The sequence below is a fragment of the Phocicoccus schoeneichii genome (assembly GCF_014635565.1).
GTDB lineage: Bacteria > Bacillota > Bacilli > Staphylococcales > Salinicoccaceae > Phocicoccus > Phocicoccus schoeneichii.
Genome location: NZ_BMDB01000001.1, coordinates 836,275 through 852,402, shown reverse-complemented (window position 1 = coordinate 852,402; position 16,128 = coordinate 836,275). Strand labels below are relative to the sequence as shown.

The 16,128-nt window shown below is 37.3% G+C and carries 17 protein-coding genes and 1 tRNA gene; 16 read left to right on the top strand and 2 right to left on the bottom strand.

Annotation, left to right across the window (positions count from 1 at the left end; genetic code table 11):
* The 6 genes from IEU51_RS04400 to IEU51_RS04375 all read left to right on the top strand — a co-directional run bounded on the left by IEU51_RS04400 (position 1) and on the right by IEU51_RS04375 (position 6,049).
* Positions 1-1,080: a YveK family protein gene (locus tag IEU51_RS04400; protein ID WP_186085208.1), complete on the top strand. Its 1,080-nt coding sequence runs from the start codon at positions 1-3 to the stop codon at positions 1,078-1,080.
* Positions 1,077-2,969 carry a polysaccharide biosynthesis protein gene (locus tag IEU51_RS04395; protein WP_186085211.1) on the top strand — a complete coding sequence of 631 codons (1,893 nt, stop codon included), beginning with the start codon at positions 1,077-1,079 and terminating at the stop codon, positions 2,967-2,969. The genes IEU51_RS04400 and IEU51_RS04395 overlap by 4 nt, the downstream gene beginning before the upstream one ends.
* Positions 2,966-3,976 carry a UDP-glucose 4-epimerase GalE gene (gene galE / locus IEU51_RS04390; protein ID WP_186085214.1) on the top strand — a complete coding sequence of 337 codons (1,011 nt, stop codon included), beginning with the start codon at positions 2,966-2,968 and terminating at the stop codon, positions 3,974-3,976. Before IEU51_RS04395 ends, galE begins: the two co-directional genes overlap by 4 nt.
* 28 nt (positions 3,977-4,004) lie before the next feature.
* Positions 4,005-4,076, top strand: a tRNA-Arg gene (locus IEU51_RS04385).
* 472 nt (positions 4,077-4,548) lie between these two features.
* Complete coding sequence (locus IEU51_RS04380) at positions 4,549-5,517, top strand: LCP family glycopolymer transferase (RefSeq protein ID WP_186085217.1); 969 nt, start codon at positions 4,549-4,551, stop codon at positions 5,515-5,517.
* A gap of 91 nt (positions 5,518-5,608) precedes the next feature.
* On the top strand, positions 5,609-6,049 hold the full coding sequence (locus IEU51_RS04375; RefSeq protein WP_229713834.1) for an arginase family protein: 441 nt from the start codon (positions 5,609-5,611) through the stop codon (positions 6,047-6,049).
* Between the two features lie 37 nt (positions 6,050-6,086).
* Here IEU51_RS04375 and IEU51_RS04370 read toward each other — a convergent pair whose 3' ends face one another.
* Together IEU51_RS04370 and IEU51_RS04365 are read right to left on the bottom strand one after the other, a co-directional pair.
* On the bottom strand, positions 6,087-6,815 hold the full coding sequence (locus tag IEU51_RS04370) for a YsnF/AvaK domain-containing protein (RefSeq protein ID WP_186085220.1): 729 nt from the start codon (positions 6,813-6,815) through the stop codon (positions 6,087-6,089).
* A 121-nt stretch (positions 6,816-6,936) separates the two neighbouring features.
* Positions 6,937-7,356 (bottom strand): cupin domain-containing protein, encoded by a 420-nt coding sequence (locus IEU51_RS04365; RefSeq protein ID WP_186085223.1) that lies wholly within the window; start codon positions 7,354-7,356, stop codon positions 6,937-6,939.
* A 167-nt stretch (positions 7,357-7,523) separates the two neighbouring features.
* Between IEU51_RS04365 and argF the strand changes: the two genes are divergently transcribed.
* The 10 genes from argF to IEU51_RS04320 all read left to right on the top strand — a co-directional run bounded on the left by argF (position 7,524) and on the right by IEU51_RS04320 (position 16,122).
* Positions 7,524-8,525: an ornithine carbamoyltransferase gene (argF, locus tag IEU51_RS04360; protein WP_186085226.1), complete on the top strand. Its 1,002-nt coding sequence runs from the start codon at positions 7,524-7,526 to the stop codon at positions 8,523-8,525.
* A 65-nt stretch (positions 8,526-8,590) separates the two neighbouring features.
* Positions 8,591-9,379, top strand: coding sequence for a threonine/serine exporter family protein (locus tag IEU51_RS04355; RefSeq protein WP_186085229.1), 789 nt, complete (start codon positions 8,591-8,593; stop codon positions 9,377-9,379).
* Between the two features lie 7 nt (positions 9,380-9,386).
* Positions 9,387-9,848 carry a threonine/serine exporter family protein gene (locus IEU51_RS04350; RefSeq protein ID WP_186085232.1) on the top strand — a complete coding sequence of 154 codons (462 nt, stop codon included), beginning with the start codon at positions 9,387-9,389 and terminating at the stop codon, positions 9,846-9,848.
* A complete protein-coding gene (locus tag IEU51_RS04345; protein WP_186085235.1) occupies positions 9,838-10,095 on the top strand; it encodes a glutaredoxin family protein in 258 nt (85 codons plus the stop codon). The genes IEU51_RS04350 and IEU51_RS04345 overlap by 11 nt, the downstream gene beginning before the upstream one ends.
* Before the next feature lie 74 nt (positions 10,096-10,169).
* Positions 10,170-11,357 carry a phosphoglycerate kinase gene (locus IEU51_RS09270; RefSeq protein ID WP_186085238.1) on the top strand — a complete coding sequence of 396 codons (1,188 nt, stop codon included), beginning with the start codon at positions 10,170-10,172 and terminating at the stop codon, positions 11,355-11,357.
* 12 nt (positions 11,358-11,369) lie between these two features.
* Positions 11,370-12,128 (top strand): triose-phosphate isomerase, encoded by a 759-nt coding sequence (gene tpiA / locus IEU51_RS09265; RefSeq protein ID WP_186085241.1) that lies wholly within the window; start codon positions 11,370-11,372, stop codon positions 12,126-12,128.
* Complete coding sequence (gene gpmI, locus IEU51_RS04335) at positions 12,121-13,629, top strand: 2,3-bisphosphoglycerate-independent phosphoglycerate mutase (protein ID WP_186085244.1); 1,509 nt, start codon at positions 12,121-12,123, stop codon at positions 13,627-13,629. The genes tpiA and gpmI overlap by 8 nt, the downstream gene beginning before the upstream one ends.
* Positions 13,630-13,652: 23 nt before the next feature.
* On the top strand, positions 13,653-14,951 hold the full coding sequence (gene eno / locus IEU51_RS04330; RefSeq protein WP_186085247.1) for a phosphopyruvate hydratase: 1,299 nt from the start codon (positions 13,653-13,655) through the stop codon (positions 14,949-14,951).
* A 72-nt stretch (positions 14,952-15,023) separates the two neighbouring features.
* Positions 15,024-15,254 (top strand): preprotein translocase subunit SecG, encoded by a 231-nt coding sequence (gene secG, locus IEU51_RS04325; protein ID WP_186078345.1) that lies wholly within the window; start codon positions 15,024-15,026, stop codon positions 15,252-15,254.
* Positions 15,255-15,384: 130 nt separating this feature from the next.
* On the top strand, positions 15,385-16,122 hold the full coding sequence (locus IEU51_RS04320; protein WP_186085250.1) for an alpha/beta hydrolase: 738 nt from the start codon (positions 15,385-15,387) through the stop codon (positions 16,120-16,122).
* Positions 16,123-16,128: the final 6 nt, after the last annotated feature.

Genomic DNA, 16,128 nt, shown 5'->3' with positions numbered 1-16,128 from the left:
ATGGAATCACTTTTTAATATAGATAAAGGCAAACAACTCATAAAGAGAAACATCAAACGTCTAGTATTTTTACCGCTCTCATTTCTAGTAGTAGCGCTCATACTAACGTTTCTCTTCATAAATCCAAAGCAAGAGGTTACATCTCAAATCTTGATTACGGATACGAAAAATGGTGACCTCGATATGGAGGAACGCGTTAAAGCACATTTACAAATCGTTAGCACGTATACAGAAATCATAAAAAGTCCACGTATCCTGAATGAAGTGAATGAGAGACTTGGTAATCAATATGATACAGATAAGCTTCGTAAAGACATTACGGTTTCTTCAAGAACAGATTCTAACATTCTTAACATTACGGTTAAACAAAAATCAGAAGATGAAGCAAAAGAAATTGCGAATACAATCGCTGAAACATTCACCGAAGAAGTGAACGATATCGTTGATATGGCACCAGTAGAAATTCTTTCTGAAGCAGAGAGACTTGGCGAAAAGAAAAATGCCAATCTATTAAAGAACGGAATTCTAGGACTTGTGTTTGGGTTTATCTTCGCTGTAGTGCTCATGCTCTTACAAGATATGGTGTCGAAACGTATCAATAGTATTCATGACCTTGACTTTTTACAAGATAAACACACGCACATCCGTGAGATTACAGATACGAATGATATCGAACGTCTTCGTGCTGAACTCACAGTGATGCACGAAAAAAGAAAAGCACAAACAGTAGTTATCGCGTCACCAAATGATACGTCACACGTAGCCACACTTTCAAAAGCACTCGAAAGATCACTGATCACTGAAGAGTACACAACAACGTGTCACATCAAATCAGTACATAGTGGAGAACTTGCACACCTAAGAGAGATGAATGATTTTATCTTCTTACCAGTGAATAATTCAGAAGAAGTTGCGGATTTTCCAATTGTTTTAGAAGCGGCAGATATCGTACTGCTCGTCATCGACAAAAAAGATAATGAAAAACAATCAATCATTAAAACGGTAAATACAATCAAACAATATGGAACACTCGACTTTATATTACTACAGTCCGACAAAAAAGGAGGCGACATAAAGTGAAGAAACATATCAAATGGAAACCACTATCATTCATTATTTTAGACAGTATTTCAGTGACGTTTTCAGTATTTGTGTGTTACTACATTTTAGAGCCATACTTTGCAGGCTTTCCGAGAAGTGTACTTGTGTTTTCATCGTTATTACTTCTCGCAAGTCACCATATTTTCGCAAGTATTTTTGATCTGTATCACCGCGCATGGGAGTACGCGAGCGTAAATGAACTGATGCTCGTTGTAAAATCAGTGACGTCATCAGTAGTAATAACAGCGTTCGTCGTACCACTCGCAACGAATACACCATTCTTCTTTAGACTGTACCTACTCACATGGATGATGCACATTATGCTCATCGGAGGGACAAGGCTCATGACACGTGTAGTGAGCCGAAACCAGTCAAAAGGTATAGAAAAAGAACCTACACTCATTGTTGGAGCAGGTGACGGTGGGGCACTTTTAATGCGTCAAATGAGAGAGAAAAACAGCATGAATCTAGAACCTGTTGTCGCAGTAGATGATGATGAAAAAAAACAAGGCATGTTCATTCATGGTGTAAAAGTAGGCGGAACAATCGACGATATAGAGACGCTCGTTACGAAGTTTAGAATCAAAAAGATTATCATCGCGATTCCTACATTACCTAAGTTTAGACTCGAACAAATTTACACAATGACGAAAAACTTAAATGTTCAAGTCCTAAAAATGCCAAACATTGAAGATATTATGAGCGGGACGCTTGAAGTAAACAACTTAAAGAAAGTAGATGTTGAAGATTTACTCGGTCGTGAGCCAGTTGAACTAGATATCGAAACAATTCGAAATGAAATTGAAGGAGAAACAATACTTGTCACAGGTGCTGGAGGTTCAATTGGATCTGAAATTACTCGCCAAGTGTCACGTTTCAACCCAAGCCGAATCATCTTGCTCGGACACGGTGAAAACAGTATCTATCAAATTCACCAAGAACTGAGTCGTTTAAATACAGACACAGAATTTATTCCAGTCATTGCAGATATTCAAGATAAACACAGGATGCGTGAAATTCTCGCAACTTATAAGCCACATGTCGTTTATCATGCAGCAGCACACAAACATGTACCGATGATGGAGTACAACCCGTTAGAAGCTGTTAAGAACAATATCTTTGGTACAAAAAATACAGCTGAAGCAGCGGTTTTAGCAGGCGTGAAGAAATTTGTCATGATCTCTACAGATAAAGCGGTAAACCCACCAAACGTGATGGGTGCAACAAAGCGTGTCGCTGAAATGGTCATCCAAAACATGAATGTGAAGTCAGACACAGACTTTATTGCCGTTAGATTCGGAAACGTACTAGGTAGTAGAGGATCAGTCATCCCACTATTTAAATCACAAATTGAACGTGGCGGTCCAGTTACTGTAACAGATCCAAGAATGACACGATACTTTATGACGATTCCGGAAGCGTCACGTCTTGTATTACAAGCAAGTACACTTGCAATCGGTGGGGAAGTACTTGTCCTAGACATGGGTGAACCGGTAAAAATTGTAGATCTTGCGACAAAACTTATCCGACTCAGTGGGTTCAATGAACGTGACATCAAAATCGAATTTAGTGGCATGCGTCCAGGAGAAAAACTCTATGAAGAACTTCTCGGACCGAGTGAAATTCATCCAAATCAAATCTATGAAAAAATTTATCGCGGAAAAGTAAGAGCGGTTGATGAAGAAACACTCACAGCAATCTATTACTTCCTATATCACTTTATCTTTACAAACGAAAAATCAATTATCGATATGGTGATTCACATCCCAATCTATTCGATTATGTTTATGGGACTAGTCTGGACTCAGCTTGTACCAAAGGAAAGTAAGGCACGCATCAAACTAAAATTAACTGGAGTGTTTTCATGAAAGTATTAGTAACAGGAGGACTCGGGTATATCGGGTCACATACGGTGCTTAAATTAATAGAAGAAAACCACGAAGTCGTGATTTTAGACAATATCTCAAATTCGAAAAAAGATCGTTTAAAGAAATTGCGCACATTAACCAATGCGTATATTGATTTCTATGAGGTCGATATTCTAGATACGTATAAGTTGATGGAAGTATTTCAATACGAAAGATTCGATACGGTGCTACACTTTGCTGCACTGAAGTATGTCGGAGAAAGCTTTGAAATCCCACTAGAATATTATGAAACAAACGTCACAGGTACCATTAACTTGTTAAAAGCATGCGAACGTTATAAAGTAAAAGAATTTATATTCAGTTCAAGTGCAATCGTTTATGGAGGTACACCACCACCGCTAACTGAAGACGTGTCTAATAAGAACGCGTTAAATCCATATGGCAGAACAAAAGCGATGTGCGAAGATATTATTACAGACTATGCAAATAGTACACCAGGATTTAAAGCGATGATCCTTCGTTACTTTAATCCAATCGGTGCACACAAATCAGGGATGATCGGTGAATACATTTCAGCGCATACAACGAACATCATGCCAGTACTCATGCAAGCACTGGATAGTAAAAAGAAGAAGTTTAAAATCTTTGGTGATTCATATAACACAAAAGACGGTACGACGATTAGAGATTATGTACACGTGGAAGACTTGGCTGAAGGGCATGTAAAAGCATTCTCGTTTAAAGAAACAGGCGCACATGTATTTAACTTAGGCACAGGCATCGGAACGACAGTTTTAGACCTTGTGACTGCGATGGAAGAAGAAACAGATGTGACTCTGAATAAAACCTTCGAAGCGAATAGAGAAGGAGATATTCCTGTGTCAGTAGCAGACGTCGAAAAGGCGAACCAGTATCTGAACTATAAGACGAATTATGGGATTAAAGAAATGTGTAGAGACAGTTGGAACTATTATAAAGAACAAACAGAGAAAAAGGTATTTGAGTAAACACATGTGTTATAATAAGCACTGTTGTACCCTCGTGGTGTAATGGATAACACGTGAGATTCCGGTTCTCAAGATGGGAGTTCGATCCTTCTCGGGGGTGTATTAAAGTCTGCCTTAGGGTGGGCTTTTTTGTTTAAAAGTAAAATTAAGGTACTATTTAGTTAGATTATAATCACTTAGAAATGTAATTTTAAGTAAATTTTATTTAGATAATACTGTAGGAGCAAAATGTTTATCAGCTAATTTAGTAACCATTTGTCTATTTAGTTATTCAGGATAGGGCGCATATTTTTGCTATGTACGTAAGCCATCTTGTACGTAATCAATATCAATTTGTTGATAGAAAGGTGTTATAAATCCTACAAAAGTAGTTGTAGTATCACCATGAACGAAAACCATATCCGACTGCTATTTCTTTAAGAACATCATCTAATCCAAATAAAGTACCGGGTGTGATTGTGGAAAGTGTTTGGTTTATCTTCATTATAGAAATCAGTGTTAGATGTTGATACTTTAATTTTCAACAGAAATTAAGTATAGTTATAGTATTATTAAATCATAGGAGTTAACTAATGGAAGAGAACTTACAAAGAAATAAAAAAAGGAAGAAAAAGTTCGGTATTGGTAAAATCATTATCTCTATTTTGTTACTTATCATTATCGTCAGCCTTGTTTTAATAGGCTACTTCTTCTACAAATTAAATCAATTAGATACTGAGGTTCATAAGCCTTTAGAGCGTGAGAAGTCTGAGCTTCGTGAGAAAACTGTAGAAACTAAAGATGGTGACGCGATTTCTATTGCTATCTTCGGTGTGGATTCTGATGCGGATCGTAATGCTGTTGGTGGTGGGGAGCGTTCTGATTCTATCATTTTACTTTCTATCAACCCTGAGGATAAGAAATCTGTCATGGTAAGTGTTCCCCGTGATACGCGTGCTGAGATTGTTGGATACGGCACTGTTGAAAAAATCAACCACGCATATGCTTACGGTGGTCCTGAAATGGCAGTTAATTCTTTAGAGCGTTTATTAAACGTTCCAATTGATGAGTATGTATCAATCAACATGGACGGCGTTAAAGACCTCGTAGACACTGTTGGTGGTGTGGATGTTGTTAGTAATGGTACATTCACTGTTAAAGGTAATTCTTATGTTGAAGGTGAAACATATCATATGTATGGTGACGAGGCTCTCGCATTTATGAGAAGTCGTTATGAAGATGGTTCTGGTGGAGATTTTGGACGTCAAAATAGACAACAAATCGTACTAGAAGCTATGGTTAATAAGATGGCAAGCATCGGTTCGATTGGTCGAGTAAATGATATCTTTAATGCATTAGGTAATAACATGACAACAAGTGTTAAAGTATCTCAACTAGATGAGTTGATGATTAATTACTTACCAGCAAGGAAGGATATGGAGAAATATCAACTTGAAGGTGAAGGGGCTACTCTCGATGATGGCCTATGGTACTTCTTACCATATGATGAAAGTATTAATGAAATTTCAAATGCATACAGACAAAACTTAAGCTTAGAGTAAAATTTAATCCAGGTCTTATGACCTGGATTTTTTTATGTGTTTATTGATGCAACATATTCTTTTATTTCTGTCATGAAATCTTCAATTGCTGGTGGAAAGTTCTGCCGCTTCATATAGTTCAAATACAAGTCAGGTCCATGGAATTAGTAGCAGTTTAAAAGAAGATGTGGATGCAGCTCGCGATTACGGAGCGACAATTCTTTCACCGAAAAAAATGAGAGACATGGGTGTGAAGGGTATTCTAGACTTACTTCCTAAAGGGGAGAAATACTATATTACGATTGATATTGATGGACTAGATCCGTCGATTACACCAGGTACGGGTACACCGTCACCAGGTGGGTTACTCTATGACGAAGTGAATGAATTATTAAAAGCTATCGCAAGTCACGGTGAAGTCATTGGGTTTGATTGTGTTGAAGTTGCACCGCAATATGACCCAACTCAAATGACAGGTCAAACAGCAGCTCGTGTCATGCTAGACTTACTGAGCTATGTTACTAAGAATAAAGAAGAAAAAGAACAAAAATAATAAAAATGCCTCTTAAGATTTTCTTAAGAGGCATTTATCATTTGTCTTCTGGTTTATTCAAACGTTCAGAGACAGTCACGTCTTCATAACGGAGCGTACCAGAAACGTGTTCCGTATTTTCTACAACTTCTTTTCTAATAATGATTTCCTCAGTAACTACTTTCTCTTTTATAATTTTAATACGTTCTCTAGTAACTGGGATACGAATTATATTTAGACCATCATCAGGATCTTCTGTATTATTATATGTTTCAAATAAGGGCTCGCCTTCCACTTTACGGCGTTCTACAGTGACTTCTTCTTTTTTGATGGGCACATCAAACTCTTCTAATTTTGTATGCGTTTCTTTATTTACAATGACATCTCCGCGATGGACATCTTCTTTACTGACTTCAAGGACCTCTTCGTGTAAATCTAGCGTTTTGTCATCTGTTTTTAACGTATCAGAACGATTAGAAACAGATGAGATGTCTTCGTCATCCACATATAAAAGCATACCGCCTTCTTCTAAAACTCGTTCGTAGTCGTCAATGCTATAGTGAGACATACGATTAAATGGATATTTTTGCGCGTCATTAAAAACATCTTTAATCGTATGACCTTCGGACACAAGGACCTCTTTAATATCTGGTCTAGATTTTAAATAGTCTTTTACACTCAATCGCGTAATAACTGTAATATGGCTTTCAGGTATACCTGTTTCTGTGTAATGTGCGACTTTTAATTTTAAATCATTCGTATTTTGTAAGTATTCTATATGTCCCATAATGGATATCCTCCGCTCAGATCTTAGTATTCAATTGATACCCTAAAACAGAACTATTTAAACGGAATTTGAGTGGTCATAAAAAAATATCCGACATAATACTATGTCGGATTATGAAGATCTAAAGTTCATGACCTTCTTCTTCAATCGCATCGTCCTGTGTTTCATGAACAGTCCCTTTTGGATGATGTGGCGGCGCATATATAGAATATACTTTCATAGGTACGTCGCCAATATTAGTAATATTATGGTATTTACCTGAAGGGACGATAACAACATCATCTGCAGCAACTTCTTTTTCATAAGATAAATCTTCTTTAGAATCTCCCATTTGTACTTTGCCTTTTCCTTGTTCGAGTCGTAAAAATTGGTCTGTGTCTTTATGAATCTCAAGACCAATGTCGCCTCCTACAGGAATAGACATTAGCGTGACTTGAAAAAAGTCACCTGTCCATAAAGTAGTTCTAAAATTTTCGTTTTGTAACGTAGCGTCTTCAATATTAATCGTCAGTGGATCTTTGCCATAATCTTTTAAATTCATATACAACTCTCCCTTTTGTATGTTATTTAGTTATAGCCGTTTCAGCGAATTTAAAAACACATGAACCTGAAAAAGTTTCGATCGTTGATAAATATGTGTTGAATATTAATTAAATATTCAATATAATTAATAAATATTTACTAAAGAATGATTAAATGAGGTGGCACATGTATACTCCTAAGCATTTTAATTTGTTGCAAGATTTTACTAAAGCAGAACTCGAATATTTAATTGATTTTTCTATTCATTTAAAACAATTAAAGGCCAATCGTATTCCACATGAATATTTAAAGGGGCAAAATATCGCACTTATTTTTGATAAAACATCTTCAAGAACACGTTCAGCTTATGTTGTAGCGAGTCATGATCTTGGTGCACATAGTGAAACGCTCGTTAAAAGTGACATTCAGTTCGGTAAGAAAGAGTCTGTTCTGGATTCTGCCAGAGTATTTGGTTCTATGTTTGATGGAATCATGCTCCGTGTTTCTAAACAAGATATTGTAGATACTTTTGTCGAACAGGCGGGTGTGTCTATATGGAACGGTATGACGGATGAGTGGCATCCGACTCAAATGATTGCAGATTTCATGACAATTAAAGAGCATTATGGCACTTTTGATCACCAGCACGTCGTCTTTTGTGGCGATGGTTCTAGTAACGTCGCAATTAGTCTCATGGTGACGTGTGCAATTCTAGGTATCGATATGACAACCGCTTCACCTGATTGTTTACGTCCAAATTCTAAAACTCTGGCACTCATTGAAACACTTTCTTCTGAGAGTGGTGCTTCTATTACATTTAACAAAGATCCGAATGTTGCTGTTAAAAAAGCAACAGTTGTCTACACTGATGTATGGGCATCTATGGGTGAAGAAGATAAGTTTAAAGAAAGAATTGATGAGTTATACAAATACCAGGTGAATAAAGAACTTGTGTCCCATATTGAAGGGGAATATATTTTTATGCACTGTCTTCCTGCGTTTCATAATACAGATACAGAGGTAGGAAATTATGTAAAAGAAAAGTATGGTATCGATGAAATGGAAGTTACGGATGATGTGTTTAAAAGTCCGAACGCAAAACAGTTTATACAAGCTGAGAATAGGCTCCATTCGATTAAAGCAATTATGGCTTCAACCAATGGACATCTATTTGTGCCAAGTGTGTAAAGTGCGTTACTATTTTAGTCTCGATTTAGTATAATGATGTATAACTTATTTTTGGAGGCTAATGTATGCTTGACCAATTAGAACAATTAGACCGTCCAGATGATAGTCTTGATTTAAAGTATGTGAGAAAAGTGTTTTTCGTGGCGCTAAACTGTGGAAAAACGTTGATGGAGAATGGTGCGGAAACGTATCGTGTTGAAGATACCATGTACCGAATCGCTACATACTATGGCATAGAGAACGTTCAAGTATTTGTTACAACAACAGTGATTATCCTCTCTATGAATGACTATTCTCTATCTCAACAAGTACGCATCACTGAACGCAACAACAACTTGGAAAAAGTCGTTAATATCAATGATTTGTCTAGAAGAATCGTGAGTGGTTTAAATATTGAAGATGCGCTTATCGAACTAAAAAAAATTAGTGATTCAAGAATATTCCCTATGTGGCTTATGGTAATGTTTGGCGGTATTGCTGGCTCTATGTTTCTTATGATGTTTGGAGGACCCATTCAAGATTTAGCAGTGACATTTATTGCTGCTGCTACTGGGGTTTTTATTACAGAAGGGATACAGAGATATACATCTATTAAATTTTTTACTGAAGTGTTAGCTGCATTAATGATTGCGCTAATTGCAAATATCTATGTTGGGCTCGGTATAGGGTCGAATGTGGATCTTATTATCATCGCGTCAGTAATGCCACTTGTCCCTGGTGTACCGATTACGAATGCATTAAGAGAAATTATTCGTGGGCATTTTTTAGCAGGAACAATGAAAGGGGTCGAAGCAGGACTTACAGCAGTAGCGATTGGTGCTGGTGTAGGTATAGTCTTCGTACTTGTAGGGTGATTCTAGTATGAATATCTTTTTGCAATTCTTTTTCAGTTTCGTTGCCTCTTTTAGCTTTGGTATTTTATTCAATATCCCTAGAAAACATTTAATAGCAAGTGGGATAACAGGTGCTTGTGCATGGCTGACTTATTATATTTTATTACAAGGCTTCGATATTAACCCATTACTCTCAAACTTTGCTGGTGCGATTATGCTTACAACATTTTCGATTATTTTTACTAAAAAATTCCGAGCGCCTATTATCGTCTTTGTTACATGTGGTCTTATTCCGCTTGTACCTGGAGGTAAGGCTTATGAAGCGGTAAGAAATATCGTTGAAAGTGATTATTCAAAAGCATTAGAATCAGGGGCCCAAGCTGCACTTATATCATTTTCAATTGCTATGGGAATCATTTTGACAGAAATGATTTATGAGCTGTTCCGCAATATATCAAACCGGGTTAAGGAGAAGAATCATGCGTCTTAAATTACTGATGAGAAACGACTGTAAATTATGTGACGATGCGATTATAGAGCTCAAACTAGCATTAGAGGATTTTGAAAACGTCGATTATGAGCGTATCAATATCGATCATGATGACGTGTTACAAGAGGAATATATGTTAAGAATTCCTGTAGTTATGCATCAAGAAGAGATTATCCAAGAAGGGATTATAGATTTTTTCACAATACATGAGTATATAGACGGTTATTTCACCAATTTAGGTGAATAAACCGTCTTTTTTTGATTTAAAATTGTGCCCGTTATCTGTATAATAAGGTTAGTGTAATTAATGGAGGCGTATTCATGAAAAAGACAGTTAAAGATGTTGAATTATCAGGAAAAACAGTGCTTGTACGTGCGGATTTTAACGTGCCTATGGATAACGGGGTCATTACTAATGACAAGCGAATCAAAGCAGCACTACCTACAATTCAATACATTTTAGACCAAGGTGCAAAGGTTGTATTATTCTCACACCTCGGTCGTGTGAAAGAAGAAAGTGACAAAGAAAAACTATCACTTTTCCCAGTAGCAAAGCGTTTAAGTCAATTGATTGACAGAGACGTTTTATTTGTGAACGAAACACGTGGTGCTGAACTTGAAAGTGCAGTCGAAGACTTAAAGTCAGGAGAGGTACTTTTAGTAGAGAATACGCGCTTTGAGGATTTAGAGGGCAAAAAAGAAAGTAAAAATGATCCAGAGCTTGGGAAATACTGGGCATCTTTAGGAGATGTATTCGTAAACGATGCATTCGGTACGGCTCACCGTGCGCATGCATCTAACGTTGGTATTTCTGAAAACGTTGAAGCTGTTTCTGGATTCTTAATGGAAAAGGAAATTGAATTTATCGGTAATGCAGTAGACGAACCGGAACGTCCATTTGTGGCAATCTTAGGTGGTGCGAAAGTTTCTGATAAAATTACAGTGATCGAACGTTTACTTGAAAAAGCAGATAAGATCTTAATCGGTGGGGGAATGGCGAACACATTTGTTCGTGCTTTAGGACATGACACAGGTAAATCCCTAGTTGAAGAAGATAACCTAGATCTCGCAAAATCACTGATTGAAAAAGGTAAAGATAAGCTCGTATTACCTGTAGATTTAGTTGTTGCGAAAGAATTCAGCAATGACAGTGCATTTAGAACAGTAGATTTAGAAAGTATTGAAGATGACGAAATGGCATTAGATATCGGTGAGAAAACAGTAGCACGATTCAACGATGTACTTAAAGAGGCAAAAACAGTGGTTTGGAATGGTCCGATGGGTGTGTTCGAAATGGAAAACTTTGCGCAAGGTACGATTAAAGTATGTGAATCACTCGCTAAACTGGATGATGCAATCACGATTATCGGTGGTGGAGATTCTGCAACAGCTGCAGAAGACCTTGGATTTGCAGACAAATTCTCACACGTATCAACGGGTGGCGGTGCTTCCTTAGAATACCTAGAAGGTAAAGTATTACCTGGACTAAATGCAATTAACAACAAATAGGAGAGATTTATAATGCGTAAACCAATTATACTTGGTAACTGGAAAATGCATAAAACGCTTGGTGAAGCGATTGAATTTATAGATGAATTAAAAACAAGAGAACTACCAAAAAGTGTTGAAGCAGGCATCTGTGCACCGTTTATTCACTTGAGCGATCTTGTGGCAGGTTCAAAGGATTCAGATTTTGGAATTGGTGCTGAAAATGGACACTATGAAGACAGTGGTGCATTCACTGGTGAAGTTTCAATTGCGAGTCTAGCAGACCTTGGAGTCGATTATGTAATTATTGGACACAGCGAAAGAAGACAGTTTTTTGCTGAAACTGATGAAGCAATTAATAAAAAGATACTTAAGTCTTTAGAAAAGAATGTTGTTCCCGTAGTGTGTGTAGGTGAATCATTAGAAGAGCGTGAAGACGGCTCATACGAATCACTCATTAAAAGACAAATAGAGAAAGCGTTTATGAACGTAACTGAAACAGATGCATCTAAAGTTGTTGTCGCTTATGAACCAATTTGGGCAATCGGTACAGGTAAATCAGCAACAAGTAAAGATGCGAACGATATGTGTAAATTCATTCGTGAGACAATTAAAGAACTATATAGTGACTCAGTAGCAGAAGCTGTACGTATTCAATATGGTGGATCTGTTAAACCTGAAAACATTACTGAGTACATGGCTGAAGCGGATATTGATGGTGCTTTAGTAGGCGGTGCATCACTAGAAGTAGATGGCTTTATAGCACTACTAGAAGGTGCCAAAAATGACTAAACCGGTTGGTTTAATCATTTTAGATGGTTTCGCTTGTCGTGATGAAGTAAAAGGTAATGCCGTTGCGCAAGCAAATAAACCCAACTTCGATTATTACTACAATGAATACCCACATAATATTCTCATCGCTTCTGGAGAAGAGGTTGGTCTACCTAAAGGACAAATGGGGAACTCTGAAGTTGGACATTTAAACATTGGTGCTGGACGTATCGTCTATCAGAGTTTAACGCGTATTAATAAATCAATTGAAGATGAGTCATTCTTTAAAAATGATATGTTACTAAAAACGATTCAGCATGTGAAAGATCATGATAGTACACTACATCTCATGGGTTTACTTAGTGACGGAGGTGTTCACTCACATTATGATCACCTATTTGCGTTATTAAAGCTCGCTAAAGAACACGACATCAAAAAAGTTTATATTCATGCGTTCTTAGATGGTCGTGATGTTTTAAAACAATCCGCTTTAAAATATGTAGAAGAGTTAGAAAGACAAATTCAAACGATTGGTATTGGTGAAATTAAAACAGTTTCAGGCAGATATTATGCAATGGACCGTGACAAAAGATGGGAACGTACAAAACTTGCATATGACACAATCACGAATGGAGTTGGACCTTCTTTCAAAGATGCGAAGTCGGGCATATTAGAATGCTATGAAAGCGACGTGACTGATGAATTTATCACTCCGTTTGTAGTAGGTGAAGAAAAAGAATTTGTACATGATGGCGATGGCATCATCTTCTTCAACTTTAGACCAGATCGTGCAACGCAACTATCACGAGTGTTTAAAGATGAGGAATTCGATGCGTTTAAACCAAATATGTATGAAGATATTATGCTCACAACATTCACAAACTACAACGATGCGATTGACGCAAATATCGTATTTGATAAAGATGATTTAAAGAATACGGTTGGTGAAGTCGTAGCACAGAGTGGAATGAAACAATTAAGAATTGCTGAGACTGAGAAATATCCACACGTGACTTATTTCATGTCTGGTGGACGTCATGCGCCGTTTGATGGTGAATCACGCATTCTTATTGACTCACCTAAGGTTGCAACATATGATCTTCAACCTGAGATGAGTGCGTATGAAGTCAGAGATAGAGCAGTAGAGGCACTAAAAACAAAAGAGCTCGATTTAATGATCCTTAACTTCGCTAATCCAGATATGGTTGGACATAGCGGTAAGTTAGAGCCTACAATTAAAGCGATTGAAGCGGTAGATGAATGCTTAGGTCCAATCGTTAGAGAAATTCTCTCTCAAGACGGTGTCGCAATCATCACAGCAGATCACGGTAACTCGGATGAGGTATTACAACTCGATGGATCGCCAATGACTGCACATACAACAAATCCTGTTCCAATTATTGTAACGAAAAAAGACATTGAAGTCGGCAGTGGAATTTTAGCTGACATCGCACCAACAGTGCTAGATTTACTTGGAATTAAACAACCAGAAGAAATGACTGGCCAATCATTAATTAAATAATTATTTACTAAGGAGATATTTAAATGTCAATTATTACTGATGTATATGCACGTGAGGTGCTCGACTCAAGAGGTAACCCAACAGTTGAAGTAGAAGTTTTAACAGAATCTGGCGCATTTGGTCGCGCAATCGTACCATCAGGTGCTTCAACTGGAGAATACGAAGCTGTTGAACTAAGAGACGGAGACAAAGACCGTTACGTAGGTAAAGGTGTACTTAAAGCAGTTGAAAACGTGAATGACTTAATTGCACCTGAAATTGTTGAAGGTGAATTCTCAGTTCTAGAACAAGTATCATTAGATAAAATGATGATTGCTTTAGACGGTACGGACAACAAATCACGTCTAGGTGCGAACGCAATTCTCGGTGTTTCTATGGCAGCAGCGCGTGCAGCAGCAGACTACCTTGGACAACCATTATACAAATACTTAGGTGGATTCAACGCAGTTGAATTACCAGTGCCAATGATGAATATCATCAACGGAGGAGAGCACGCAGATAACAACGTAGACATCCAAGAGTTCATGATCATGCCAGTTGGTGCGACGAACTTCAAACATGCATTACGTATGGGAACTGAAATCTTCCACTCATTAGCAAAAGTATTAAAAGAAAAAGGATTAGCAACTGCTGTAGGTGACGAAGGGGGATTTGCTCCTAACCTAGGGTCTAACGAAGAAGCTTTAGAAACGTTAATCACTGCAATTAAAGCAGCAGGTTACGAGCCAGAAAAAGACATTGCACTTGCGATGGACGTTGCTTCTAGCGAATTCTATAACGCTGAATCACACACATATGAACTTTCAGGAGAAGGTAAATCATATACATCAGAAGAACTTGTAAATTGGTATGTTGAGTTATGTGACAAGTACCCAATCATCTCTATCGAAGATGGTTTAGATGAGAATGACTGGGAAGGTCATAAACTTATGACTGAAAAACTTGGTAAGAAAGTACAACTTGTGGGTGACGACTTATTCGTGACAAACACGGATAAATTAGCACAAGGGATTGAACAAGGTGTAGGTAACTCTATCTTAATCAAAGTAAACCAAATCGGTACGTTAACTGAAACGTTCAACGCAATTGAAATGGCGAAACGTGCAGGCTACACTGCAGTCATCTCACACCGTTCAGGGGAAACAGAAGATACAACAATCGCAGATATCGCTGTAGCAGTAAATGCAGGTCAAATCAAAACAGGCGCACCGTCACGTACGGATCGTGTGGCGAAGTATAACCAATTACTCCGCATCGAAGATGAACTTTACGAAACTGCAGTTTACAAAGGTTTAGATGCATTCTATAACTTACAAAAGTAACTGAAAGTATTGTAAGTTAGAAAAAACACTGATATAATTTAATACGTTATATATACTCAGGAGGAACACGCAATGTATACAGCTCTAGTCGTGTTACTGATTATTGTATGCATTTCACTAATTGCGGTTGTGTTACTTCAATCTGGTAAAAGTGCTGGATTATCTGGCGCGATTAGCGGCGGTGCTGAACAATTATTCGGTAAGCAAAAAGCACGTGGAATGGACTTAGTACTACACAGAATTACAGTGATACTAGCTGTCGCATTCTTCTTAATAATGATTTTATTAACTTATGTAAGTTAATACGCATGAACTAAGAATTTTAAGCCAAGCAATGTATAATTGCTTGGTTTTTTTAATTTCGTTTGTTCAACCCGTTGATATTTAGTTTCGTTACGATTTAACGTACAATGTGAGTAAGAGGTGTAAAAGAATGCAAGTAAAAATTCCTGGGAAATTTCATTTTAACGAAGGTAAGAAACCTTATGTTGTGCTGATGTTACATGGATTTACAGGTAATACTTCAGACGTCAGACAACTCGGGCGATATTTAGAAAAACACGACATTCCAAGCTACTCGTTTAACTATGAAGGACATGGTGAGGCACCAGAAAAGATTCTAAAAAGTTCACCGTATATTTGGTATAAACAAGTCGTCGACACATACGATGAGTTAAAGAAACAGTATGATCGTGTGTTTGTTGTCGGACTATCAATCGGTGGTGTTCTTGGACTAAGACTGACTTTAGACCGAGAAGTTGAAGCACTCGCTACAGTTTGTTCTCCAATGTCGTTAAAAACGAATGACGAACTCTTAGAGAACTTTAAAACATATGCGAGAATGTTCAAATCACGTTTTGAACAGAAGGATGAAGGGGAAATAGAGAAAGAGATTGATCTTTTATCTGACGAATCTGTGTTTGAAGACATTCGTTCATTCATTATGAGTGTCAGAGATGATTTGGATGAAATCTATGTCCCAATGTTCATTGCTCAAGGTGAGAAGGACGTAGTCATTGACCAAGGTAGTGCTAAAATAATTTATGCTACAGTAGACAGTGATGATAAAAATATAATCTACTATAAAGACTCAGGCCACGTATTAACGCTAGACAAAGATAAAGAAACATTCTTTAAAGATTATTATGAATTTATAAAGGAACACATATAGGAGGAT

Coding starts and splice junctions, on each gene's coding strand:
- IEU51_RS04365 (WP_186085223.1), bottom strand. CDS start 7,356: ATGAATTTAAAAGATTATGGCAAAGATCCACTGACGATTAATATTGAA.
- galE (WP_186085214.1), top strand. CDS start 2,966: ATGAAAGTATTAGTAACAGGAGGACTCGGGTATATCGGGTCACATACG.
- IEU51_RS04355 (WP_186085229.1), top strand. CDS start 8,591: ATGCTTGACCAATTAGAACAATTAGACCGTCCAGATGATAGTCTTGAT.
- IEU51_RS04350 (WP_186085232.1), top strand. CDS start 9,387: ATGAATATCTTTTTGCAATTCTTTTTCAGTTTCGTTGCCTCTTTTAGC.
- secG (WP_186078345.1), top strand. CDS start 15,024: ATGTATACAGCTCTAGTCGTGTTACTGATTATTGTATGCATTTCACTA.
- IEU51_RS04370 (WP_186085220.1), bottom strand. CDS start 6,815: ATGGGACATATAGAATACTTACAAAATACGAATGATTTAAAATTAAAA.
- IEU51_RS04400 (WP_186085208.1), top strand. CDS start 1: ATGGAATCACTTTTTAATATAGATAAAGGCAAACAACTCATAAAGAGA.
- eno (WP_186085247.1), top strand. CDS start 13,653: ATGTCAATTATTACTGATGTATATGCACGTGAGGTGCTCGACTCAAGA.
- IEU51_RS04320 (WP_186085250.1), top strand. CDS start 15,385: ATGCAAGTAAAAATTCCTGGGAAATTTCATTTTAACGAAGGTAAGAAA.
- IEU51_RS09270 (WP_186085238.1), top strand. CDS start 10,170: ATGAAAAAGACAGTTAAAGATGTTGAATTATCAGGAAAAACAGTGCTT.
- IEU51_RS04345 (WP_186085235.1), top strand. CDS start 9,838: ATGCGTCTTAAATTACTGATGAGAAACGACTGTAAATTATGTGACGAT.
- IEU51_RS04380 (WP_186085217.1), top strand. CDS start 4,549: ATGGAAGAGAACTTACAAAGAAATAAAAAAAGGAAGAAAAAGTTCGGT.
- argF (WP_186085226.1), top strand. CDS start 7,524: ATGTATACTCCTAAGCATTTTAATTTGTTGCAAGATTTTACTAAAGCA.
- gpmI (WP_186085244.1), top strand. CDS start 12,121: ATGACTAAACCGGTTGGTTTAATCATTTTAGATGGTTTCGCTTGTCGT.
- tpiA (WP_186085241.1), top strand. CDS start 11,370: ATGCGTAAACCAATTATACTTGGTAACTGGAAAATGCATAAAACGCTT.